Origin of the sequence: Nocardioides sp. NPDC057767, from assembly GCF_042798275.1 — a bacterium.
In the GTDB taxonomy this organism is placed as follows: Bacteria; Actinomycetota; Actinomycetes; order Propionibacteriales; family Nocardioidaceae; genus Nocardioides.
Genome location: NZ_JBHVKJ010000006.1, coordinates 53,461 through 76,948, shown reverse-complemented (window position 1 = coordinate 76,948; position 23,488 = coordinate 53,461). Strand labels below are relative to the sequence as shown.

The following is a 23,488-nucleotide window of genomic DNA, read 5'->3' as shown; positions in this document are numbered from 1 at the left end:
AAATGATTGGACGTCATAGTATCTTGGTGTGACCGAACTTCACACCGCCCGTAACCCTGTCCGGATCGTCACCGCGGCCGCGCTGTTCGACGGCCACGACGCGGCGATCAACATCATGCGCCGAATCTTCCAGTCGCAGGGCTGCGAGGTGATCCATCTGGGCCACAACCGCTCGGTGAAGGAGGTCGTCGACGCGGCGATCGAGGAGGACGCACAAGGGATCGCGGTCTCCTCCTACCAGGGCGGCCACGTCGAGTACTTCGAGTACCTGGTGGAGTCGCTGCGCGAGCGCGGTGCCGGACACATCAAGGTGGTGGGCGGTGGCGGCGGGGTGATCGTGCCGGAGGAGATCGCCCGGTTACGTGCCTCCGGGGTCACCATCTTCTCCCCGGAGGACGGTCAGCGGATGGGGCTGGCCGGCATGATCAACTCGGTCGTTGCCGACCTCGACGTCGACCTGTGGGCGCAGCGGCCGGTGAGCGCCGAGGAGGTGATCGCCGGCGACCGTTCCTCGGTTGCCCGGGCGATCACCGGTGCTGAGCAGGGTCGGCTGCCCGCCGACGTACTCGACAGGCTCGAGGCTGCCGCGGCCGCCCGCGTCGTGCCGGTGCTCGGCATCACCGGCACCGGAGGCTCCGGCAAGTCGTCGCTGACCGATGAGCTGGTGCGGAGGCTTCGGGTCGACCAGGAGGACAAGCTGCGCGTCGCGGTGGTCGCGATCGACCCGACGCGGCGTCGCGGCGGGGGCGCGCTCCTCGGTGACCGGATCCGGATGAACTCGCTGGCCTCGGACGGCGTCGAGGGGCCGGTCTACTACCGTTCGCTGGCGACCCGCGGTGCCCACGAGGTGCCCGACCACCTGGCCGACGTGCTGACGATCGTCCGGGCGGCCGGCTTCGACCTGGTGATCGTGGAGACCCCCGGCATCGGCCAGGGCGACGCCGCAATCGTCCCGTTCTTGGAGGATCGCGGCACCTCTCTGTATGTGATGACGCCCGAGTTCGGCGCCGCCAGCCAGCTCGAGAAGATCGACATGCTCGACTTCGCTGAAGTGGTCGCGATCAACAAGTTCGAGCGCCGCGGCGCTGACGACGCGCTGCGTGACGTCGGCCGTCAGCTGGTCCGCAACCGGGAGGCGTTCGGGTCGAGCTGGGAGGACATGCCGGTCTTCGGCACCTCGGCGGCGACGTTCAACGACGACGGTGTCACGGCCCTCTACCAGCACCTACGGGTTCTCTTGGCCAAGAAGGGCCTCGCCATCGCCGAGGGCACCCTCGCCCCGGTCACGGTCAAACACTCCAGCGGAGCCCACGAGATGGTGCCCGGCGACCGGTCGCGCTACCTGGCCGAGATCGCCACGACCGTCCGTGACTATCACGCCGCCACCGAGCAGCTGGTGGCCCAGGCTCGCCGGGCCCAGGCGTACGCACTGGTGGCCGCCGACCTCCCCGAGATCGGCGATGCGGCCGAGACGACCAGCCGAGACGTACCCGCCGAGATCGCCAGCCGGATCGCTGCCTGGCCGGGCATCGTGAAGGAGTACGCCGAGGATCCGGGCCGGATCTCACTCAGCGGCAACCGGGTGCCGCGGGTGGCGCTGCCCCGGTACGAGGACCACGGCGAGATGGTCCGGTTCTGGCGCCGGGAGAACCTGCCGGGTCACTTCCCGTTCACCGCGGGCGTCTTTCCCTACAAGCGGGCCAACGAGGACCCGGCACGCATGTTCGCCGGCGAGGGCGACCCCGCCCGTACGAACCGCCGTTTCAAGATGCTCTCCGAGGGCCAGCCCGCTGCACGGCTCTCGACCGCGTTCGACTCGGTCACGCTCTACGGCCGCGACCCTGATGAGCGCCCCGACATCTACGGCAAGGTCGGCACCTCGGGGGTCTCGGTGGCCACCTTGGAGGACATGAAGGAGCTGTACGACGGCTTCGATCTCCTCGCTCCCACCACGAGTGTCAGCATGACCATCAACGGCCCGGCCCCGACCGTGCTGGCGTTCTTCCTCAACACCGTGATCGACCAGGCGCGCGAGCGCGGGATCGACCCGGCGAAGGCGCTGCAGACGGTCCGCGGGACCGTGCAGGCCGACATCCTCAAGGAGGACCAGGGGCAGAACACCTGCCTGTTCTCCACGGAGTTCAGCTTGCGCTGCATGGCCGACATCCAGGAGTGGTTCATCGAGCAGGGGGTGCGCAACTTCTACTCGGTCTCGATCTCGGGCTATCACATCGCCGAGGCCGGGGCGAACCCCATCTCCCAGCTCGCCTTCACGCTGGCCAACGGCTTCACCTACGTGGAGTCCTACCTGGCCCGTGGCATGGACATCGACGACTTCGCGCCCAACCTGTCCTTCTTCTTCTCCAACGGGATGGACCCGGAGTACTCCGTCATCGGCCGCGTCGCCCGCAGGATCTGGGCGGTCGCGATGCGGGACCGCTACGGCGCCTCGGAGCGTTCGCAGAAGCTGAAGTACCACGTTCAGACGAGCGGTCGGTCCCTGCACGCGCAGGAGATGGACTTCAACGACATCCGCACCACGCTGCAGGCGCTGATCGCGATCTACGACAACGCCAACTCGCTGCACACCAACGCCTTCGACGAAGCCGTGACGACCCCGTCCGCCGATTCGGTGCGTCGGGCGCTGGCGATCCAGCTGATCATCAACCGCGAGTGGGGCCTGGCGATGAACGAGAACCCGCTGCAGGGCTCCTTCATCATCGACGACCTGACCGACCTGGTCGAGGAGGCGGTGCTGCGCGAGTTCGAGCGGATCTCCGAGCGCGGCGGCGTGCTCGGCGCGATGGAGACCGGCTACCAGCGCGGCAAGATCCAGGACGAGTCGATGCTCTACGAGCACCGCAAGCACGACGGCACGCTGCCGATCGTCGGCGTCAACACCTTCCGGCGCCCCGAGGACGGGGCCGACCACGTAACCGTCGAGCTGGCCCGTGCCACGGATTCGGAGAAGGAGTCCCAGCTGCGCCGGGTGCGCGACTTCCAGGACGCCCACCGGAGCGAGGCTGCCGAGGCCCTGGCCCGGCTCAAGGAGGCGGCAGCGAGCGGTGAGAACGTCTTCGCAGTGCTCATGGACGCCGCTCGGGTCTGCACCCTGGGCCAGGTCACCGAGGCGTTCTTCGAGGCCGGCGGGCAGTATCGCCGCAACGTCTGAGCGATCGGTCCCGTCGGCGGGCACGGGTCGGCTCCTCATCGTGTGGCCCTTCCTCGGGCGCAGCGCCAGGAATGGTGACTTCTCCATTCGCCGGGCCACGCGATGACGCGACCGGCCGACGTGCAAGTGGCACCATGGGCACCCAGTCACAGGAGGCCGCATGTCCAGCACCGCCACATTCATCTCGCCGACCGATGGTACGGCGCTCGCAGTCCGGACGTGGGGGGAGGAACTGCCCGCGCCGCGGGGCGTCGTGCAGGTCGCCCACGGCATCGCCGAGCACCTGCAGCGCTACGACCGTCTCGCCCGGGCCCTCGTCGCGGCCGGCTACGCCGTCCGAGCCGTCGACCACCGTGGCCACGGCGGGTCCGTCGCGTCGGCCGACCAGCTCGGGCACTTCGACTTCGAGGCACTGGTGGCCGACGTCGCTGCTGTGGGTGCCTCGCTGCGCGATGACTTCCCCGGCGTCCCGATGTTCCTCGTGGCGCACTCGATGGGATCCTTCGCGGCACAGACGGTGATCCTCGACCGGTCCGAGCTCTACGATGGCGTCGTGCTGTCCGGCTCGACCGCACTCGACGTGCTCGCCGCGGAGCTCTCGAAGGCCGAGGGCCCGATCGGACTGGAGGCGTTCAACGCCGGGTTCGAGCACCGGACCGGGTACGAGTGGCTCTCGCGCGACGAGGCCGAGGTCGATGCGTACGTCGCCGACCCGTTGTCCGGGTTCGACCTCCCAGACACCGCCGTGCCCCAGCTGTTCGGCGGTGCCGCGCGGCTGGGCGACGCGGCGGCCCTGAAGGGCATCCGCTCCGATCTGCCGATCGCGATCGTCTCCGGCGACGCGGACCCGCTTGCCGCAGGTGGGGCCCTGGTCGAGCTGCTGGGCCAGCGCTATCGCGACGCCGGGCTGACGGACGTGACGGTCACGCTCTACCCCGGGGCGCGCCACGAGATCTTCAACGAGACCAATCGCGACGCGATCACCGCGGACGTGATCGAATGGCTCGAGGCCCACTCCTGAGGCGTCACATTCAGGGTCTGTGCGATCGAGATCCGCGAGCTCACCGACGTGACCAGGCAGCGGCGAGAGATCCCGGCTTCCGCCGCGATATGCGAGATCGGACGTCCGGCGTCCACGCGCTCGCATAATCGGCGACGCGCTTCCGGCGTCAGCGGGGGCATTGGGGTGCCCCGCCACATCGCCCCTTCGCTGAACTCGGTGAGTGGGACGGGCTCTTCCCGGCGGCCGGGGTCTGAGATTGGAGCCTCAGCCTGCCCCGAGGCGGTTTGTGTGGCGCTGGCCCAGGCCAGGAGCCCGGTGCGGGTTGTTGTCTCACGCATCAGGGGTGATCCGAAGACGAGCAAGGCTAGGCGGACCATCCCGCGGAGTGTCCAGCCGAAGGTATTGATGGCGACGAGGCCGGCGACCTCACGACGTCATCGAGGTGGTCGGCGGCATCGAAGCTCTCGCGCCTTTCATCCTTGATCGTCGTCGATGTCCTTCCGCTGCGGTCCTGTTGGTGTGGTCGAGCGTGTGCTCCTCCGGCGTCTGAGCCCGGAGGACCTACATGATTCTGGAGTGAAAGGCCAATCACTTGGGATGACGAGGGTCATACTGGATTGGGACGCCCGCCCGTGACCAGAAGAGGCGCCGGGACGTGACTCCGCCGGGGCCGGTGCTCGCCAGATCAGCCCCGAGGCGTCCGGGCCGGATCCACGCCGAGGCAGGCGTGGGCCATCTGGCTGAGCAGTTCGGTGAGCCGGTCATCCGGCAGTTCGGGGTTGAAGTTCAAGATCGACTGGATGGCGCCGATGGCGGCGTGGACCGTGAGGCGCGCCTCCTGGTCGGTCAGATCGGATCGCAGCGGAGCGAGGACGTGGACCCATTCCTCGATGTACAGCCGTTGCAGCCGGCGCAGTCTCCGACGGTCCTCCTCGGGGAGGTTGTCGACCTCGCGGTGGTAGACCGCCAAGACGTTGCGATCATCGATGGCGATCCGAATATGGTCGCTGACCAGCGCAGACAGTGTCTCGCTGTCGTCGGTGGTGACCTTGGCGATGTCCTCGGCGCCGGAGCTGATTCGGTTCATCACGCGATCCAGCAAGGCGATGAGGATCGATGTCTTGCTGTCGAAGTGCCTATAGATGCCCGAGCCCACGATCCCGGCCTCCGCGCCGATGTCGGCCATCGATACGTCATGGAAGCTCGTGCGTCCGGCCAGGTCCGCGGCTGCGGCCAGGATGCGCGCCTTGCGGTCGGGGTCGCGTTGCCGCCGGGTCTCGTTGGTCATGGCGCCAGTGTGCACCGCGGCGCGGTGTTGTGGGGAGGGTGCCCTCGGCGATGTGGTCGGTGTCGCGATAGGCAGAGATCCGAAAGTGACCGGAATCACGATTTGTCCTTGAGAGTCTTGTCAGTTAGTGATTGGCGGTTTACATTGATGCTCCGGGCTCGGGCCTCAGTCAGGGCTTCGTTGCCCGCCAGCTCATCGGGAGATGACGTGACCCGCCGAACCACGATGGCTACGCCGTCCGAGAGGCCGATCGCCGCCGAGGCGGGGGAACTGGTGGTCTCGAATCTCGAGGTCGTCTACAACGACGCCGTCCTGGTGCTGCGCGGTATCTCCGTCTCGGTTCCGACCGGCTCCGTGGTGGCTCTCCTTGGTGCCAACGGCGCGGGCAAGACGACACTCCTGCGGGCCATCTCCGGGTTGCTGGACTTCCACCGTGGCGACATCACCAAAGGGAGCGTTGGCTTTGCAGGCGCAGACGTGACGAGCCTGAGCCCTTCACACCGTGTCACCCGGGGGCTGGCGCAAGTGATGGAGGGACGGCGCATCTTCCAGTCCTTGTCAGTGGAGGAGAACCTCCGGGCCGGGGCGATCGGAGCAAAGGGCACCACTGCGAGCGAGACCTTCGACCGGCTGCTCGACATGTTCCCGGTTCTCGCCAAGCGCCGACGCGACATCGCGGGATATCTGAGCGGGGGTGAGCAGCAGATGCTCGCCATCGGCCGAGCGCTGATGTCCGAACCCACGTTGCTCCTGCTCGACGAGCCGTCCCTGGGTCTCGCGCCGCGCGTGGTCGAACAGATCCGGGACGCCATCGTCTCCATCAACGGGCAGGGGACCAGCGTTCTGTTGGTGGAGCAGAACGCGACCATGGCCCTCTCGATCGCCAACCACGCCTACGTCCTCGAGCACGGCCGGATCGTGAGTGAGGGCTCTGCTGCCGCGCTCATGTCCGACCGCAACGTGGCGGACTTCTATCTCGGCGGCGGCGAGCACGCCGAGCGGTCATACCGCGACGTGAAGACCTATCGACGCCGCAAGAACTGGGGAACCTGACATGCCCACCACGAGACTCGAAACGCTCATGACGCCGCCCTCGACGGAGGGACGCCCGCTGCTCGAGGTCGCCAATCTGCGGCTGAAGTTCGGTGGTGTCACCGTCCTCAACGATGTCAGCTTCGATGTGAATCGCGGTGAGTTGTTCGCGATCATCGGCCCCAACGGCGCCGGGAAGACCTCGATCTTCAACTGTCTCTCCGCGGCCTACCGGCCCGAGGCCGGCAGCATCAAGATCGACGGACGCGAGCTCGTCGGCATGCGTCCGGCCCAGACGGTACGACACGGCATCGGGCGCACCTTCCAGAACCTGGGACTGTTCCCAGACCTCGATGTCGTCGAGAACCTTCTGCTGGGTCGCCACTCGCTCATGCGCACAGGCTTCCTGAGTGGTGCGCTCTGGTTCGGCCGGGCCCGCGGCGAGGAGCTCGCACACCGGATGGTGGTCGAGGAGATCATCGAGCTTCTTGCGCTCACGCCGTTCCGTCGGCAAGCGGTCGGAACGCTTCCATACGGCGTCCAGAAGCGGATCGAGCTGGGCCGGGCCCTTGCGATGCAACCGAAGGTGTTGCTCCTCGACGAGCCGGTGGCCGGCATGAACCTCGAGGAGTCGGAGGACATGGCTCGCTACATCGTCGAGCTGCGTCGGCTTCTGGGCGTCGCGATGATCCTGGTCGAGCACGACATGCGGCTCGTCATGGATCTTGCCGACCGCGTGATGGTGCTCGACTTCGGCACCCCGATCACCACGGGTGTCCCGAATGACGTCACGTCGCACCCGGGCGTGGTCGCCGCATACCTCGGAGGTGCGGCATGAGCCTGTCCGCCCACGTTCGACCTCCAGCCGCCGCTGTCGAACCGGACACGATCTCGACGCTGCCCGCTGCGCTGCTCTATCGAGCGCTCCGCTCCCCGCGCCAGGTCGCCCTCCGCAAGAAGCACTTGGGCGTGTGGCGCAGCTACACGTGGGGAGAGTACGCCGAGCGGGCCGCCGCCATCGGGATGGGGTTGCGCCGCCTCGGCGTGCAGCCCGGTGACCGAGTGGCGGTCCATGCCGGCAACCGACCGGCGTGGGTCATCGCCGACATGGGTATCCAGGCCATCGGAGCCGTTACCGTCGGCCTGTATCCCACGGCTGCTGCGGACGAGGTCGCCTACCTCTTGGAGCACTCCGAGTCGGTCGTCCTGATCGCCGAGGACGAGGAGCAGTACGACAAGACCGCCGCCGTACGTTCCGGGCTGGTGAGCCTGCGCAACATCGTCATCATCGATCCGCGGGGAGTGGATCTCGCCGACTCGATGCTGATGTCGTTCGACGACCTCGAGGCCGAGGGTCGGAGGTCATCCGACGACCTGCTGACGGACCTGGCGGCAGCGGTGGCAGAACTCGACCCGGCGCTGCCGGCGACCATCGTCTACACGTCGGGGACGACCGGCCCGCCGAAGGGCGCCATGCTCAGCCACGCCAACCTCGTCGCCGCTTCCCGCAACGGGGAGTCGTCCTTCGGCGTGGCGCCGGGGGACGAGGTCCTCTCCTACCTGCCCCTGTGTCACGTCGCCGAACGGCTGGTCTCGGTCGTGTGCGCGCTGGCCTCCGATTACGTCGTGAACTTCGGCGAGGACTCCGACACCTTCAACCAGGACCTGCGTGAGGTCCAGCCGACCTTCTTCTTGGGTGTGCCGCGCGTCTGGGAGAAGATGATGGCCTCCGCGACGATCAAGATCGGCGACGCCGGCTTGCTGAAGCGAAGCAACTACCGCTTGTGGCTCAGCATCGGTCGCGGCATAGCGCGGCGGCGGTGGGCGCGCGGCCGGCTCGGTCCTGTGGACCGCATGCTGTACGGATTCGGCTGGCTGATGCTCTATCGGCCACTGCGGGAGAAGCTCGGCCTCAGCCGTTGTCGCAGCGCGGTGTCGGGTGCGGCCCCGATCGCCCCCGAGGTCCTCGAATACTTCTGGTCGATCGGCATCCCGGTCGTCGAGGGCTACGGCCAGACCGAGAACACCGCCCAAGGCTCGATCGTCGCCGTCGACAACGTGCGGCTCGGCACTGTCGGTCGTGCCGTTCCCGAGACCGAGCTGCGGCTGGACCCCGGCACCGGCGAGATCCTCACGCGCGGGCCCGCGACGTTCCTCGGCTACTTCAAGGATCAGGAGGCCACCTCGGCTGCGATCGACGCTGACGGATGGCTGCACACCGGCGACGTCGGTGTGGTCGATGACGACGGGATGATCCGGATCGTCGACCGGATGAAAGACATCATCATCACCGCCGGCGGGAAGAACATCAGCCCGTCCGAGATCGAGAACAAGCTCAAGGTCTCGCCCCACGTGCGGGAGGCGATCGTCATCGGCGACCGTCGCAAGTACCTCACCGCACTGATCGGCATCGAGCTGGACACCGTCGGCGCGTGGGCGCAGTCGCGAGGTATCCCGTTCACCACCTACACGGATCTCTCGGCCAACCCTGCGGTCGTGGAGCTCGTCGGCCATTGGGTCGAGGAGGTCAACCAGTCGTTCGCGCAGGTCGAGACGGTCAAGCGCTTCGCCATGCTCCCCAGGGAGCTGGACACCGAGGAGGGCGAGGTGACCGCGACACAGAAGGTCAAGCGGCGGTCCATCGAGGCGACTTACGCCTCCCTGATCGAGGAGCTCTACACATGAGTACGACGGGCGTGGGCACCGAGGCCCTCATCGAGACACTGTTCTCGGGGATCGCCGTCGGCGCAAAGTACGCACTTGTAGCGCTCGGATTCGTCATCGTCTTCAAGGCGACGCGCGTCCTGAACTTCGCCCACGCGAGCTTCGTCCTTCTCGGCGGGTTCATCACCTGGCAGCTCGCCGCTGAGTGGGGCGTTAACTTCTACCTGGCACTTCCGCTCGCGATGGTGGCCGGCGCACTCATCGGCACGGCACTCCAAACCGCCCTGCTGCAACGCCTCTTGGGGGAGAGGCCGTTCTCGATCATCATGATGACGATCGGGGTGCTGTACGTCTTCGACAACGTCACCTCCGCGATCTGGGGGCCAGAGGACCGGGACCTGCCGGATCCGTGGGGCTCCAAGACGGTCGACCTCGGATCGGTCAATCTCGCCGTCGCGGACCTGTGGACCATCGGCGTGACGTCCGCTGCAGTCGGTGCCTTCTTCCTGTTCTTCCGATACTCCAGCCTCGGCCTCGGAATGCGGGCCACGGCCGACGACCAGGAGGCCGCCCTGGCCACCGGCATCGACGCACGCCGGGTCCATCTGGCTGCCTGGGCCACCGCGGGCGCTCTGGGCACCCTGGCGGGCGCCATGCTCTCATCGGGTGCGGGCTCGGTCGGCCCATCACTCGGTGCCGTCGCCTTCGTCGCCTTCCCCGCCATGATCGTCGGTGGGCTCGAATCACCCGTCGGCGCCGTTGTCGGCGGCCTGCTCATCGGACTCATCCAGCAGCTGACAGCACTTCTCCAGCCGGAGTACGCCGCCTGGCTGGGGTCCGGCTTCGACCGTGTGGCGCCGTTCGCCGTGATGGTCATCATCCTGCTCGTGCGGCCGTATGGGCTGTTCGGTGAGCCCGAAGTGAGGCGAATCTGATGTCGACAATGACCTTGTCCCACGCGTCCAAGCGCCGGGGACGTCCGTACCGGAACATGACACTCAGTCATGCGGCGGACCTGAGGACGATTCGCGGCCCCTGGCGCATCGCCTTCTCGGTCGTACTCGTTGCCGTGTTCTTTGCTCTGCCGGTCCTGATCTCCGACGCGACACTGGGCACCCTGATCCTTTGTGGGGCCTTCGCGATCGGCGCCATCGGCCTCAATCTGTTGATTGGACTGACCGGCCAGGTGAGCCTGGGCCACGCCGCCTTCGTCGCCATTGGCGCCTACTGCACCTCGTACCTCGGTGATGGACGCGGCTGGCCGTTCCTGGCCTACTTCGCCACGGCGATCGTCCTCGGACTCGTCGCCGGCGCGGTGATCGGGCCATTCGCGCTGCGACTGCGCGGAAACTACCTCGTGATAGTGACCATCGGCCTCGTCTTCGTGTCGGAGCATGTCCTGCGCAACTGGGAGAGCCTGACCCGGCCCGTCCGTGGAACCGCGCCCACCCGCGACGCCGCGGTGGCGATCGGCCCGCTCGACTTCGGAGCCGGTCTCGACCTGGGTAGCGCCCTGTACACCCGTGAGCAGTCGATGTTCTGGCTCACGTGGGCACTCGTGGCGCTGGCGGCGGTGGTGGCGCACAACTTGACCCGCAGCCGGGTCGGCCGCGCGATGCAGGCAGTTCGAGATCGTGATCTGGCGGCCGAGGTCATCGGCGTGGAGCCGGGCCGCACCAAGATCGGCGCCTTCGCCGTGGCCAGCGCCATGGCGGCTGCAGCAGGTGTCATCTACGCGCTGGGGCTGGGCGCCATCGACTACCAGGAGCTCTCCGGGATCCACGGATTGTTCATGTCGATCACGTTCGTCGCGATCATCATCCTGGGCGGCCTCGGCACCGTCCACGGGTCGATCCTGGGGGCCCTGCTCGTGGTCTACGGGCAGCGCCTCATCGCCAATGAGGGCGCCGCGATGCCGATCCTAGGCATTCCGGTCGAGCGCGGCTGGATGAGCACCGGCGAGCTCAACGGGGTCCTCTTCGGAGGCCTCATCATCGTCTTCCTGCTGCTCGAGCCACGGGGGCTCGCCGCGTTGTGGGCGAGGGTCCGGACCTGGTTCCAGGGCTGGCCGTTCTCCTACTGACTTCCCATCGCAAGCGCTGTCCCGACACAACACAACCCATGAGGAGCGTCACCATGCAACATCCACGTCGCCGTAACACGGCAGGGATCACCATCACTGCCCTCTGCCTGGTGGCCCTCGCGGCCTGTGGCCGGGCCGACTCCGGGAGCGGAAGCTCAGGGGGCCAGGGCTCAGCGGGAGCACCGGCAGAGGCGCCCGGCTTCGACGGCACCACCATCACGGTCGGGGCACTCACCCCGACCAGTGGCCGCGTCGCCGTGATCGGCAACCCGGTCACTGTCGGCAACCAGATCTACTTCGACATGATCAACGAGACGGGCGGTATCGCCGGCAAGTACCCGGTCGAGGTGCTGGTGCGCGACAGCAAGTACGAGTCGACGACCGCGGCCCAGGAGTACCAGGCAACCAAGGACAAGGTGTCCATGTATGTGCAGCTCCTGGGCACGCAGGTGGTGAGCTCGCTCCTCCCGGACCTTGCGCAGGACGGCATCGTTGCCTCGCCTGCGTCCCTCGACTCCTTCTGGGTCCGGGAGCAGAACCTGCTGCCCTGGGGAGGGCCGTACCAGATCCAGGTCGTGAACGGCGTGGACTGGTACCTCACCGAGGGCGGCGGAGAGGGCGCGACGATCTGTTCGCTGACCCAGGACGACGCGTACGGTGCCACGGGCCGCGACGGCTTGGCGTTCGTCGCCGAGCAGCACGGGATCACACTCGGCAAGCAGGTGCAGTTCACCCTCGGGACGACGGACTACACGACCCACATCAACCAGCTCAAGGGCGCCGGCTGCGACGCCGTTCTGCTCACCGCGACGCCTGCAGACACGGCAGGAGCGCTGGGCAAGGCGGCCCAGGTGGGCTTCGAGCCGCAGTGGCTGGGACAGTCCCCGACCTGGCTGAAGCCACTCTTCGAGGGCGACCTGAAGGACTACGCGGAGAAGAACCTCGTGATCCTCGCCGAGGGCGGCTCTTGGGACGAGCCGGCGTCGAAGGGGATGGGCGACATGATCGCGGCCCTGGAGAAGTATTCCCCCGACACTCCGGCTGACTGGTACCTCACCGTCGGCTGGACCCAAGCCCGCGCGACGCACCAAGTGCTCGAGGCAGCCGTCGAACGTGGCGACCTCTCCCGTGATGGGCTCATCGAGGCGATGAACAGCCTGGATACGATCACCGCCGACGGCATGTTCGGTGACTACGGGTGGGGCGCGCCGGAGGAACGCGAGCCGCCGCGTACCAGCACGATCTACGCCGTCGACATCGACGGGTCTCCGATGGGCATCACGCCCAAGGCACAGGACTACACCTCGGACGCTGCGGCCGAGTACTCATTCGACGACTGAACGACTTGCCCAGCATGCTGCCGAACACCGCTGCTCTCGGGGACTGGGGACTGGCTCGACCAGATCCGACAGATCCTCGAGAGCAGCGGTGCAGCAGGCAGGGCTTCCAGCACCCCGAGCAGAATGCCCACAGGAACCGCCGATTCTGTCGACGATCTCATCAGAACAGGCTCTTGGCGATGATCTCCCGCTGGATCTCGTTCGTGCCGCCGAAGATCGGCGGGGCCAGGGCACGACGGACCTGGTACTCCATTCCGAACTCGCGCGCGTAGCCGGCGCCACCCATGAGCTGCATGCCTTCGAGCGCGGCCCGCTTTGCGTCCTCGGTAGCCCGCATCTTGGCCATCGACGACTCCTTCGCGAGGCTTTCCTCGTGACCGTCGTCGACAGCCTGGGCGACGTCGTAGAGGAGTGCTCGTCGGCCGTTTCCAATACTGAACACCGCGATGATGAGGCGCTCGACCCCCAGGCCGCGCATCAGATGGTTCCAGCCCTGGTCCGGTTCACCGATCATCACTCGTTCGAGAACGAGGCCGACGCCTGCGCTGAACACGGCCACCAGGTCCCGGCCGAAGTCGTCGACGGTGTCGGTCTCGGTGCTCTGGTCAGCGCTGACGAAGGCGACAACGCCGGTGGGTGCCAGGACCGGGGCGGCGACATAGGCGTGGGAGTGCATGACGGACTGGATGCGTGAATGGACCCGCGGATGGTCGAGTGCGTTGCGCACGATCGTCGGACGTCGTTGCGCACCGTCTCGCCCTTGAGCAGGTCTCCGATCGGGTGGTAGGGACTGCCCGCCTCCGACGGCGCGAGCCTCCTCCGGGCCGCTGTTGATGTGGAAGGCTGCCGGAACCCAGCGCCGGTTGTCGAGCCAGGAGAACAGCGTGCGGTCGAAGTCCATCTTGGCGGCCTCGTGCGGAACGTCGGCCACGAGCTCGTAAACGGTGTTGGCCGTGCGCAGCCGGCGTAGTGATTTGTGCAGGGCGTGCACCGACTCGGTTCGAAGTCTCAGGTCGAGGTAGCGGGTCGCGAGCTGCATCCTCCTCAGCTCGTCGAGCGCGATGGCGGCGCGCTCGGCGTCGCTGGTCCTCCCCATCTCCCAGGCGTAGTTTGGTGGGGATGGTCCCGGTGCGAGCGCGTTCACCCGAATTCCGTACGTCCCCCACTCGACAGCCGGCGACATCGTCATCGCGTGCACTGCCGTTTTCGCTATCGCCGACGAGACGACGTACGCCGACCCCGCTCATACCCAGGTTGTCTGGATCAAGAGGATGCTGCCAGCGAGCCCGTCTCGGATCCATCGCTTCCGGCCGCATGAGCGGTGTGGAAGGGCCGGCGCGGGTGCCGCTGTGAGCGGCTCGGCCCGAACAAGGTGGCGCTTCCTACACCGGCGCAGGTCCTTCGCGCGAGGTTGATGCCGACGTGTCGCCGCGCGGGTCACATCCTGGCGGCGCCCGTCTTGATCGCCTCACGCAAGCGAGGGTAGGTGCCGCAGCGGCAGATGTTGCGCAGACCGTCGAGGTCGTCGTCGGTGATATCGCGGCCCTCGGCCTTGACCCGACGGACCAGGTCGACGGCGGCCATGATCTGGCCCGGCTGGCAGTAGCCGCACTGGGCGACGTCCTCGTCGAGCCAGGCCTCCTGCATGGGGTGCAGGTCGGCGCCGACGGTCTCGGGCAGGCCCTCGATGGTCGTGATCTCGTCGTCGGAGCCGATGTCCTTGACCTGCACCGAGCAGGGGTTGAAGGCCTTGCCGTTGATGTGGGAGGTACAGGCCTTGCAGACGTTGATGCCGCAGCCGTACTTCGGGCCGGTGACCCCCAGCAGGTCACGGAGCACCCAGAGCAGGCGTACGTTGTCGGCGACATCGACACTGACTCGCTTGCCGTTGACGATGAAGGTGTGGGTGGGCATCTGCTCACTCCTGGAGGTAGGTCAGACCGTCAGTCGGAGACTGCGGCACGGGCGGGATGGTCGGCTTGACCTCGAAGTGCGACGGGTCGTGGTGGTTGATAGGGAACTCCGTCGGCGTCTTGCCGGTCGCCCGCGCGTAGGCGTTCGCGGTGGCCGCCATCGATGCGGCCACGGCGAGCTCGCCGGCGCCGCCTGGGTCCTCGGAGTCGTTCGGGACGATGATGACCTCGACGGTCGGTGGCGTGTTCCACTCGCGGGTGTAGGCGTAGTTGTCCCAGCTGGCCTCGAGGAAGTAGCCGTCACGCAGGTGCAGGCTGGACGTGAGCGTCTGGGCGATGCCGTCCATGGCGCCGCTCATCATCTGGGCGTCCAGACCGCGGGGGTTGACCACGAGACCGGCATCCACGCCAATCACGACCTTCGTGACGCGCGGGCCGGTCACCCCCTCACGTACCTTTCGGTTGACTGTCTCAGGACGGCAGTCGATCTCGACGAGGCAGGCGGAGAAGCTGTGGTACTCGTTGTTGATCGCGATGCCCTGGGCCGTGCCCGCCGGCATCGCCCGGCCCCAGTGTCCCTGCTGTGCGACCGCGTCGAGCACCGTCTTCGCACGCTGCTCGCGGACGAAGGCCTGTCGGAATCGGTAGGGATCCTTCCCGACGGCCGCGGCGATCTTGTCAACGGTGAGCTCACGAGCCGTGGCGACGTCGGGGGAGTAGATGTTGCGCATGGCGCCGGTGGTGAAGCCGAGATCGATCTCGTTGAGCAGCTGTGTGCTGACGCCGAAGTCGTAGTGGTAGGCCTGGGTCAGTGCGAAAACGGTCTCGGAGAAGCCGAGGTCGGCGACCGGCAGCCGCGGGGCGGTCGCCGTGAGGACGTCGCCGAACCCGTGGGTGAAGTCGTTCTTGACGCCAGTGTGTCGAAGCTCCCAGGTCAGCACCTCCCCCGCCAGCACGGTCGCCCGGATCCGCGTGGTGGCCATGGGGTGCACCCGGCCCTGACGCGAGTCGTCGGCGCGGTGCCACATCAGCTTCACCGGCACCCCCATCGCTTTGCTCGCCTGCGCGGCCTCCACGGCAGCGTCTGGGAAGACCTTGCGCCCGAACGAGCCGCCACCGGTCACGACATGGATCGTCACCGATGTCGGTGGCAGCCCGAGGATCTCGGCGATCCGCTCCTGCGCGACGATCGGCGCCTTGAAGCCGCCCCACACCGTGGCGCGACCGGGGCGTACGTCGGCGATCGCGCAGTTGGTCTCCAGCGCGGAGTTCGAGCGGAACCAGAAGGTCGAGTTCGTCTCCACGGTCTTGGCCAGCAGCGGCACCTTCGGGACGGCCAGGGGGATCTCCGCGCGACGTACCCGTTCCAGGATGTCGGCGTCGCTGAGCCCGTCGACCGGGCCCGGACCCCAGGTGACGTCGAGGGCGCGGATGGCGTCGATGCACTGGCCGAAGGTCTCGGCTCGCACCGCCACCCCGGTAGGGATCTCCGCGACGTGGGTGACCCCCGGCATGTCCAGCACGGCCGCTCGGTTGCGCACCGAGTCCACTTTGCCGTTGAGCGTGGGTGGCCGGCACAGCATCGTCGGCAGGGCCCCGGGCACGTCCATGTCCATCGTGAACTGCTTGCGTCCGGTCACTGCGGCGCGCGCGTCGATCCGGTTGCGCGGTGTGCCGATGACGGTGAACTCGGCGGGCTCCTTGAGTTGTGCCTCGACCTCGACGGTCTCGTCCACCGAGGCCGAGGCCGCCAGCTCGCCGTAGGAGATCTCCACCCCGTTCGGCGCGAGCACCTTCCCGTCGACGGTCTTCAGCGCAGCGAGGGGCACGTCGCCGCCGAGCATGGTCGAGGCCGCGTCCAGCAGCCGCCTGCGGGCGATCGCGGCCGCTGTGCGGATCGGGAGGTACGTCGTCATCGTGGTGTTGCTGCCGCCGGTCAGCTGGTTCATCAGCAGCTCGGGGCGCGCATCGGCGAGGGTGATCTCGATCTTGTCCAGGCCGATGTCGAGCTCGTCGGCGATGATCATGGCCGTCGAGGTCGTGATCCCCTGACCGACCTCCATCCTGGGCAGAGCGAAGTGCACCGTGCCGTCCTCGCGCAGGTCGAGTGAGATCAGGTTGGCCGTCGGCGCGACCGCCAGGAGCTGGGCGTCGCTGAGGTCCATGATGTCCGCGACCCCCGGCGGGGTGATCACCTTGGCCGCCGCCCGCTGCTCCAGGCCGAGCGACACGGCCACCGACAGGGTCGGAGCCGCCACCAGATATCCGAGCAGCGTACGCCGGCTGGTTCGTGGCCCATCGTAGGTCGTTTCGTCCTGTGTCATCGCAGCCCTCTGCTTCCGGGAACCTTCGATCATGAGAGGTGATCTGGGCCACAACGTAGCTGCGGTTCAGCGCTGTTGCGAGGGTGGCGATGACCGGTTCACCCCATCAGACACCTATTTCCTCCCAGGGGCTGACGTTCGAAACCGAGCCACCCGAGATGGAGTCGCCTCGGTCCGGTGGCAACGGAATCGTCGACAACTCCAGTGCGGTCCGGTCGGTTGTCGATGCTTGATGTGATCCTGGGTTCACATCTCCACATGAGATGGCCGAGGCTCTGCCCGCCTACGTGAGAGTGCGACTAACCTTGACGAATGTGACTGATGTCGCAACAATTGCTGAGATAGTGAATCGTGATACACAAAAGGGTGGGTTGGCAGTGACCACACAAACGGTTGTCGGCGGCAGCGTCACGTGGCCCGAGCTCGAGGATCCGGCTGGTTCTTCGGCGCGGTTGTCCGCGGTGGTGGAGAAGGCCGCATCGATGGCGACCGTCGCGTCGCTGGGGAGCCTTGTCGAGCTGGCGCCCTGGCTGATCTGCGAGGCGGGCGGGTTGGACCGCGCGATGCTCTCCCGGGTCACCGGATCTGTCTGGACACCCCATGCCCTGGCGATCACGAAGGGCGAAGACGATCCCGTCAACACCTTGCTTGCCGAGAGCCTCGTGGGGCTGTCGATCCCGCTCAGTGGGTCGCTGGTGGAGACCGAGGTGCTGAGGCGGCGGCAGACGCTGCTCGTCGACCGTCCCAGGCCGAGATCCCACTCCTCGAGCGTCATGGGTGAGCTCTCCCGCTCGCGGTCGTACGTGGTCGCCCCGATCATCATCTCGGATCGGGTGTCCGGATTCCTCCACGCCGACAGCTTCACGACCGGCCGTCCCCTCGGGGAGATCGACCGTGTCCTGCTCGCGACCTTCGCCGGGATCTTCGGGCTGCAGTACGAGCGCTGCGTCGCGGCAGACCGTCTCCGAGCGCAGAGCGAGGCGGCCGCGGCCGCCCTGAGCGCGGCCACCTCGCAGCTGGTCTCGACAGTCGGCCCGACATTGCGTCGGGCGGAGCCGAAGGCACCGGTCCGCCGGCGGGCCACCACGGAGTCGGTGGGGCCGACCACCTCCGGACTGACGTCGCGCGAGTGGGGCATCCTGCGGTTGATCGCGACCGGCGCCACGAACACTCAGATCGCCTCGGCTCTGGTGCTCTCGGAGAGCACCGTGAAGTCGCACGTCAAGCACATCCTGCACAAGCTCCCGGCGGCGAACCGCGCCGAGGCCGTGTTCAGGTTCAAGCAGCTGGAGCAGCAGGGACTCGCCTCATGAGACTGGGCGAGCGGGCTCGCTCCGAGCCACGACCTTCAGGGTGCTCCAGCGAGGATGCGCTGGGAGCCAGGATCTTGGACCTGCCGGGCCATCAGGAGGTAGGCGCTGTCGATGCCACCGAGTGGGACCTCGGCTGCGAGATCGACGCGTTCGTGGGCGCCGTCGACAAGCACGATGCCGCGGTCCACGCCCAGCGGCTCATGGACGCCTGCAGCGCCGCGAGGCGACTGAGCGCGATGCCGACGTCTCGCCAGCTGGTCGACGACGCATGCGCCGAGCTCGTCGAGTGCTGCGCCTTCGGGCGCGCGGTCCTCTCACGTGTCGAGCACGCGACCTGGCGACCTCTGACCGGTCACTTCGTCACGGGACGCTCCGAGCCGGAGTGGCTGGGGGCATGGATCGACAGGCCGATCGAGCTCAACGAGATGCTGGTCGAGACCCGCGTGGTGCGCGGCCACCGGCCCGTACTCGTCGAGGACACGGCCAGATCCCCTGTGTATCGGCCCATGATCATCGACGCTGGCCGTTCCGGCTCGTACGTCGTCGCGCCTGTCGTGGTGCGCGGGGAGGTCGTGGGGCTCTTCCATGCGGACCATGGGCCCGTCTCGAGACGCTGCGACGGCGTCGACCGAGACGTGCTCTGGACCTTTGCTCAGGGGTTCGGTCTCGTCTACGAGCGGCTCGTTCTCGCCGAGGAGTATCGCGCGCAGCGGACGCGTCTGCACGACGCCCTGGCGTCGACACAGCGGATGCTGAGCTCCCCGAGCGGGGACCTGGTCCCAGACGGGATCGACGAAGGAGGCCCGCTGTGCGGGCCCCTCCTGGGTGGTGTTCTGGACGAGGGCGGTGCCGGCACCTTGGCGGACGCCACCGAGGAGCCCCTCACCAGCCGGGAGCGTGAGGTGCTCGAGCTGATGGCCGTGGGGGCGACCAACCCCATGATCGCGAGCGAGCTGGTCGTCTCGGCGAGCACGGTGAAGTCTCATGTCCGCCACATCCTGCGCAAGCTCGGAGCCGTGAACCGCGCTCAGGCGATCGCGCGATACCTCGGTTCGCCCGACTGACGGTCGCAGGCTCACCCCATCGGGCGGTGGTTTCCTCCCGCAGGCTGACGTTTGTAGTGACAGCGCTCACTAGGTTCGATGACGGGCCGCAGGTGCGGCCTCGGAGAGTGTGGCCAACAGGCTGAGAGGAAACGACAGTGGCGTTGACCGAGTGGACCGACCGCCTACGCATCCCAGCCATCGCCGCCCCGATGACCGACGTGTCCGGGCCCGACTTGGTGGCCGAGGCGTGCTGCGCCGGAGTCGTGGGCGCGTTTCCGAGCCACAACGCGGCGAGCTCGTCGGAGCTGGAGCGGTGGCTCGCGGAGATCAACGAGCGACGCGCACACGTGGGCACTGGCACCCAGGCCGCGCCGGTCGCCGTCAACCTGGTCGTGCACCCGACGAACAGCCGGCTCGACTCCGACCTGCGTGCGGTGCTGAGCGGCGGCGTCGAGGTCGTGATCACCAGCGTCGGATCCCCCAGATCGATCGTCGGCCCGCTCCATGACGCCGGGGTGACGGTTCTCGCTGACGTCGCGAGCATCCACCACGCGCGCCGTGCGATCGATGCCGGTGTGGACGGCGTCGTCCTGCTCACCGCCGGTGCCGGAGGGCAGACGGGATGGGCCAACGCGTTCGCGTTCACCCGGGCTGTACGGGACGAGTTCAACGGGATGGTGGTGCTCGCCGGTGGGGTGAGCGACGGAGCCGGGATTCTGGCTGCGCGCGTGCTCGGCGCCGACCTGGCCTATCTCGGGACTCGCTTCATCGCGACCACGGAGAGCCTCGCGCCCGCGGCGTACAGGGCCGGAGTCGTCGCAGCGTCGCTGGACGACGTCGCCACGACCACGCAGGTCACCGGGCTCGCCGCCAACGTGCTCTCGGAGTGGCTACGAGGTGTGGATCCGGCCATGGGCGGCGGGCACGAGAGCGAGGCGGGCTTCTCGGTGGACCGGCTCCTGTCCCAACGCGGGGTGTGGGCGGCGGGCCACTCCGTCTCGGGGACCGATCGTGTGCTGCCCGTGGCCGAGCTGGTTGCGCTGCTTGACCGCGAACTGCGCGAGGCGCGGTCGCGCCTGCTCGCGGCGGCATTCACCCAAGTCGAGAACGACTGAGTCAGAACCGGAAACTGGAGGTCAAACATCATGTGGGGAACACTTCCCGAAGTCTTCGACCGGGTGTGCGCGAGCTACCCGGAGCGCACCGCGATCCTGGACGGCGACCGGTCACTCACCTACCGTGAGATGCACGAGCTCGCGAACCGCATCGCCAACGGGCTCGGCTCGATGGGCGTGGCGAGCGGCGAGCGGGTCGGGCTGCTCCTGCCCAACACGCTGGAGTTCATTCCGGTGCAGCACGGCGTCTGGAAAGCCGGCGCGGTGCTGGTGCAGATGCCGACGCGTGCCGCGGCGAGCGTGCACCGAACGAACCTCGAGCAGACCAACGCTACGACGCTGATCTATCACTCCGACTTCGACTCGGTCGCCGAAGAGCTCGCCGGCAGCCTGCCGGGGCTCAAGAAGCTGATCAGGGTGGCTCCCAGCGCAGCAGAGGGCGGGCCCGCGGGGTCGGTCGATCTCGGCGAGATGACCGCGGCGCAGCCGGCGACACCTCCGGACGTCGTCGTGCAGGAGCACGACGAGGCGTACGTCCTGTTCACCTCGGGCAGCACGGGCGACCCGAAGGGCGTCGTGAACTCGCACTTCACCTGGGCGCACTACAGCATCACCGCCGGCCTGGAGATCGGAGACACCCGGCCGGGTGAGATCTTCGCGCACGGCGCCCCGCTGACGCACTTCACCCAGGTCTTCGTGATGCCGACGTTCATCCGTGGGGGCACCAACGTGATGCTCCCCGGTCTCGACGTCGATGTGCTGCTCAGCTCGATCGAGAAGTATCAGGTGACCGCGACGGCCCTGGTTCCGACGATCGTCTACCTGTTGCTCGACCACCCGCGCCGGGCCGAGGCCGATCTGTCGAGCCTGCGCACCGCGGTGTACGCCGGCGCCCCGATCGCTCCCGACCGGCTCAAGGAGGCACTTGACGCCTTCGGCCCGATCTTCGTCCAGACCTATGCCGGCACCGAGCCGGGCTACATCTCGGTGCTGCGCAAGGAGGACCATCGCGTCGACAGCGACGAGGCGGTCCGGAGGCTGGCGTCGGCCGGCCGGCCGATCCCGTACGTCGGGGTCAGCATCCAGGACGTGAACGACACTCCGCTTCCGGCCGGCGAGGTCGGCGAGATCTGCTCCAAGCAGCTCGGCCAGATGCTCGGGTACGTCGACGCGTCCCGCAACGCCGAGGCCCTACGGGACGGGTGGGTTCACACCGGCGACCTCGGCTACCTCGACGACGACGGCTACCTCTACATCGTCGACCGTAAGAAGGACATGGTCATCAGCGGCGGGTTCAACGTGTTCCCGCGGCAGGTCGAGGACGCGTTGCTCACCCACCCCGCGGTCGCGCAGACGGCCGTGATCGGCGTACCGCACCCGAAGTGGGGTGAGGCGGTCCACGCCTTCGTCGTGCTCAGGCAGGGAGCCGAGGCTGCCCCCGAGGAGCTGATGTCAGTCGTCAAGAAGGAGCTCGGCAGCGTGTCCGCGCCGAAGACCATCGACTTCCTCGACAGCCTTCCTGTCAACCCGGCCGGAAAGCTGGACAAGAAGACCCTCCGAGCGCCCTTCTGGTCGGGACGCGACAGGCAGGTCGGATGATGACGTCCACAGCAACCACCGGCGACCCCACGTTCGACGAGAACCGGCGCGCACATCTGGCAGCCATCGCGGAGCTGGACGAGCAGCTCGACCTCGTCCGACAAGGCGGGGGAGAGCGCTATGCCGAGCGACACCACAAGCGTGGACGTCTGCTGGTCCGCGAACGTCTCGAGCTGCTCCTGGACCGTGACACCCATTTCCTCGAGCTGTCGTCGCTGGCGGCATGGGGCAGTGCGTTCACCGTCGGGGCCAGCATCCTGACCGGCATCGGTGTCGTGTCCGGCGTCGAGTGCGTGATCATCGCCCACGACCCGACGGTCCGCGGTGGCGCGATGAATCCGTTCACGCTCAAGAAGAACCTGCGTGCGCTCGACATCGCCAGGATCAACCGACTTCCCGTGGTCTATCTCGTCGAGTCGGGCGGTGCGGACCTGCCCACCCAGTCCGACCTCTTCGTCGACGCAGGCAAGATCTTCCAGAAGCTCACCCAACTCTCTGCCGAGGGCATCGCCACCATCGCGCTGGTCTTCGGCAACTCGACCGCAGGCGGCGCCTACGTGCCGGGGATGTGCGACTACGCGGTCTTCGTCGACGGCCAGGCCAAGGTCTTCCTCGGCGGGCCGCCGCTGGTCAAGATGGCGACCGGCGAGGACGCTGACGACGAGTCCCTCGGCGGCGCCCGGATGCACTCCGAGGTCTCGGGTGTCTCCGACCAGTTCGCCGTCGACGAGCCCGACGCGATCCGCATCGGCCGACAGATCGTGGCTGACCTCGGCTGGCGCAAGCTCGGGCCAGGTCCGAGCCTCCCGGCCGACCCACCGAAGTACGATGCCGAGGAGCTGCTCGGCATCATGCCGGCCGACTTCCGGGTCCCCGTCGACCCGCGCGACATCCTCGCCCGGATCGTGGACGGCTCGCGCTTCAGCGAGTACAAACCTCGCTACGGGACCAGTCTGGTGACTGGCTGGGCCTCGGTGCACGGGTTCCCGATCGGCGTGCTGGCCAACCACCGTGGCGTCCTGTTCAGCGACGAGGCCAAGAAGGCGACCGAGTTCATCCTGCTCGCCAACCAGAGCGACACGCCGCTGCTGTTCCTGCAGAACACCACCGGCTACATGGTGGGCACGGCGTACGAGCAGGGCGGGATCATCAAGGACGGCGCGAAGATGATCAACGCAGTCGCCAACTCCACCGTCCCGCACATCACGATCAACATCGGAGCATCGTTCGGCGCGGGGAACTACGGGATGTCGGGTCGTGCCTACGACCCGCGCCTGATGTTCGCCTGGGTGGGCGCACGGCTCGCGGTGATGGGCGCGGCGCAGCTTGCCGGAGTGCTCTCCATCGTCGGTCGGCAGGCGGCCGAGTCCAGTGGCCGTCCCTTCGACGAGGCCGCCGACGAGCAGCGTCGCCACGAGATCGAGGAGCAGATCGAGAACGAGTCGCACTCGTTCTTCACCAGCGCACGGATCTACGACGACGGGGTCATCGACCCCCGCGACACCCGCAGCGTCCTCGGTGTGGCGCTGTCCGCGATCCATTCACAGCGCGTCGAGGGCCGTCGTGGCTTCGGCGTCTTCCGGATGTAGGAGCAGG

At 67.6% G+C, this 23,488-nt stretch carries 17 protein-coding genes; 13 read left to right on the top strand and 4 right to left on the bottom strand.

Annotation, left to right across the window (positions count from 1 at the left end):
* Nucleotides 1–28 precede the first annotated feature (28 nt).
* Nucleotides 29–3,172, top strand: coding sequence for a fused isobutyryl-CoA mutase/GTPase IcmF (gene icmF / locus ACFVDI_RS05305; RefSeq protein ID WP_378901330.1), 3,144 nt, complete (start codon nucleotides 29–31; stop codon nucleotides 3,170–3,172).
* 160 nt (nucleotides 3,173–3,332) lie between these two features.
* On the top strand, nucleotides 3,333–4,193 hold the full coding sequence (locus ACFVDI_RS05300) for an alpha/beta fold hydrolase (RefSeq protein WP_179658595.1): 861 nt from the start codon (nucleotides 3,333–3,335) through the stop codon (nucleotides 4,191–4,193).
* Nucleotides 4,194–4,860: 667 nt separating this feature from the next.
* Here ACFVDI_RS05300 and ACFVDI_RS05295 read toward each other — a convergent pair.
* Nucleotides 4,861–5,463: a TetR/AcrR family transcriptional regulator gene (locus ACFVDI_RS05295; protein ID WP_179658594.1), complete on the bottom strand. Its 603-nt coding sequence runs from the start codon at nucleotides 5,461–5,463 to the stop codon at nucleotides 4,861–4,863.
* Nucleotides 5,464–5,688: 225 nt separating this feature from the next.
* On the opposite strand from ACFVDI_RS05295, the gene ACFVDI_RS05290 reads away from it, so the two are divergent.
* From ACFVDI_RS05290 to ACFVDI_RS05265, 6 genes are read left to right on the top strand one after another with little or no spacing between them, the layout of a single operon-like run.
* Nucleotides 5,689–6,516, top strand: a complete 828-nt coding sequence (locus ACFVDI_RS05290; protein ID WP_350716130.1) for an ABC transporter ATP-binding protein — start codon at nucleotides 5,689–5,691, stop codon at nucleotides 6,514–6,516.
* Between the two features lies 1 nt (nucleotide 6,517).
* Nucleotides 6,518–7,333 carry an ABC transporter ATP-binding protein gene (locus ACFVDI_RS05285; protein WP_179658593.1) on the top strand — a complete coding sequence of 272 codons (816 nt, stop codon included), beginning with the start codon at nucleotides 6,518–6,520 and terminating at the stop codon, nucleotides 7,331–7,333.
* A complete protein-coding gene (locus ACFVDI_RS05280; RefSeq protein WP_008357866.1) occupies nucleotides 7,330–9,180 on the top strand; it encodes a long-chain fatty acid--CoA ligase in 1,851 nt (616 codons plus the stop codon). The genes ACFVDI_RS05285 and ACFVDI_RS05280 overlap by 4 nt, the downstream gene beginning before the upstream one ends.
* Nucleotides 9,177–10,094, top strand: a complete 918-nt coding sequence (locus ACFVDI_RS05275; protein WP_040755028.1) for a branched-chain amino acid ABC transporter permease — start codon at nucleotides 9,177–9,179, stop codon at nucleotides 10,092–10,094. The genes ACFVDI_RS05280 and ACFVDI_RS05275 overlap by 4 nt, the downstream gene beginning before the upstream one ends.
* A 56-nt stretch (nucleotides 10,095–10,150) precedes the next feature.
* Nucleotides 10,151–11,242, top strand: a complete 1,092-nt coding sequence (locus ACFVDI_RS05270) for a branched-chain amino acid ABC transporter permease (protein WP_378901324.1) — start codon at nucleotides 10,151–10,153, stop codon at nucleotides 11,240–11,242.
* 53 nt (nucleotides 11,243–11,295) lie between these two features.
* Nucleotides 11,296–12,582: an ABC transporter substrate-binding protein gene (locus tag ACFVDI_RS05265; RefSeq protein WP_378901321.1), complete on the top strand. Its 1,287-nt coding sequence runs from the start codon at nucleotides 11,296–11,298 to the stop codon at nucleotides 12,580–12,582.
* A gap of 160 nt (nucleotides 12,583–12,742) precedes the next feature.
* On the opposite strand, the gene ACFVDI_RS05260 is transcribed toward ACFVDI_RS05265, so the two are convergent.
* The 3 genes from ACFVDI_RS05260 to ACFVDI_RS05250 form a co-directional block, all read right to left on the bottom strand.
* Complete coding sequence (locus tag ACFVDI_RS05260) at nucleotides 12,743–13,795, bottom strand: acyl-CoA dehydrogenase family protein (RefSeq protein ID WP_350716132.1); 1,053 nt, start codon at nucleotides 13,793–13,795, stop codon at nucleotides 12,743–12,745.
* A 224-nt stretch (nucleotides 13,796–14,019) separates the two neighbouring features.
* Nucleotides 14,020–14,496, bottom strand: a complete 477-nt coding sequence (locus tag ACFVDI_RS05255; protein ID WP_008357853.1) for a (2Fe-2S)-binding protein — start codon at nucleotides 14,494–14,496, stop codon at nucleotides 14,020–14,022.
* Between the two features lie 4 nt (nucleotides 14,497–14,500).
* Nucleotides 14,501–16,819 carry a molybdopterin cofactor-binding domain-containing protein gene (locus ACFVDI_RS05250; RefSeq protein ID WP_008357851.1) on the bottom strand — a complete coding sequence of 773 codons (2,319 nt, stop codon included), beginning with the start codon at nucleotides 16,817–16,819 and terminating at the stop codon, nucleotides 14,501–14,503.
* A 377-nt stretch (nucleotides 16,820–17,196) separates the two neighbouring features.
* Between ACFVDI_RS05250 and ACFVDI_RS05245 the strand changes: the two genes are divergently transcribed.
* The 5 genes from ACFVDI_RS05245 (at nucleotide 17,197) to ACFVDI_RS05225 (ending at nucleotide 23,481) form a co-directional block, all read left to right on the top strand.
* Nucleotides 17,197–18,132 carry a LuxR C-terminal-related transcriptional regulator gene (locus ACFVDI_RS05245; RefSeq protein ID WP_350716052.1) on the top strand — a complete coding sequence of 312 codons (936 nt, stop codon included), beginning with the start codon at nucleotides 17,197–17,199 and terminating at the stop codon, nucleotides 18,130–18,132.
* 74 nt (nucleotides 18,133–18,206) lie between these two features.
* Entirely contained in the window at nucleotides 18,207–19,196 is a 990-nt protein-coding gene (locus ACFVDI_RS05240; RefSeq protein WP_350716053.1) for a LuxR C-terminal-related transcriptional regulator, read from the top strand.
* A gap of 137 nt (nucleotides 19,197–19,333) precedes the next feature.
* Nucleotides 19,334–20,293, top strand: coding sequence for a nitronate monooxygenase (locus ACFVDI_RS05235; RefSeq protein WP_350716055.1), 960 nt, complete (start codon nucleotides 19,334–19,336; stop codon nucleotides 20,291–20,293).
* A gap of 30 nt (nucleotides 20,294–20,323) precedes the next feature.
* Nucleotides 20,324–21,892, top strand: coding sequence for an AMP-binding protein (locus tag ACFVDI_RS05230; protein WP_350716057.1), 1,569 nt, complete (start codon nucleotides 20,324–20,326; stop codon nucleotides 21,890–21,892).
* A complete protein-coding gene (locus ACFVDI_RS05225) occupies nucleotides 21,889–23,481 on the top strand; it encodes an acyl-CoA carboxylase subunit beta (protein WP_008357837.1) in 1,593 nt (530 codons plus the stop codon). Before ACFVDI_RS05230 ends, ACFVDI_RS05225 begins: the two co-directional genes overlap by 4 nt.
* Nucleotides 23,482–23,488: the final 7 nt, after the last annotated feature.

Bases quoted from the DNA above. Each gene is read 5' to 3' on its own strand.
- ACFVDI_RS05275 (WP_040755028.1), top strand. From the start codon at position 9,177: ATGAGTACGACGGGCGTGGGCACCGAGGCCCTCATCGAGACACTGTTC.
- ACFVDI_RS05230 (WP_350716057.1), top strand. From the start codon at position 20,324: ATGTGGGGAACACTTCCCGAAGTCTTCGACCGGGTGTGCGCGAGCTAC.
- ACFVDI_RS05295 (WP_179658594.1), bottom strand. From the start codon at position 5,463: ATGACCAACGAGACCCGGCGGCAACGCGACCCCGACCGCAAGGCGCGC.
- ACFVDI_RS05270 (WP_378901324.1), top strand. From the start codon at position 10,151: ATGACACTCAGTCATGCGGCGGACCTGAGGACGATTCGCGGCCCCTGG.
- ACFVDI_RS05285 (WP_179658593.1), top strand. From the start codon at position 6,518: ATGCCCACCACGAGACTCGAAACGCTCATGACGCCGCCCTCGACGGAG.
- ACFVDI_RS05290 (WP_350716130.1), top strand. From the start codon at position 5,689: ATGGCTACGCCGTCCGAGAGGCCGATCGCCGCCGAGGCGGGGGAACTG.
- ACFVDI_RS05250 (WP_008357851.1), bottom strand. From the start codon at position 16,819: ATGACACAGGACGAAACGACCTACGATGGGCCACGAACCAGCCGGCGT.
- ACFVDI_RS05255 (WP_008357853.1), bottom strand. From the start codon at position 14,496: ATGCCCACCCACACCTTCATCGTCAACGGCAAGCGAGTCAGTGTCGAT.
- ACFVDI_RS05225 (WP_008357837.1), top strand. From the start codon at position 21,889: ATGATGACGTCCACAGCAACCACCGGCGACCCCACGTTCGACGAGAAC.
- ACFVDI_RS05300 (WP_179658595.1), top strand. From the start codon at position 3,333: ATGTCCAGCACCGCCACATTCATCTCGCCGACCGATGGTACGGCGCTC.
- ACFVDI_RS05265 (WP_378901321.1), top strand. From the start codon at position 11,296: ATGCAACATCCACGTCGCCGTAACACGGCAGGGATCACCATCACTGCC.
- ACFVDI_RS05280 (WP_008357866.1), top strand. From the start codon at position 7,330: ATGAGCCTGTCCGCCCACGTTCGACCTCCAGCCGCCGCTGTCGAACCG.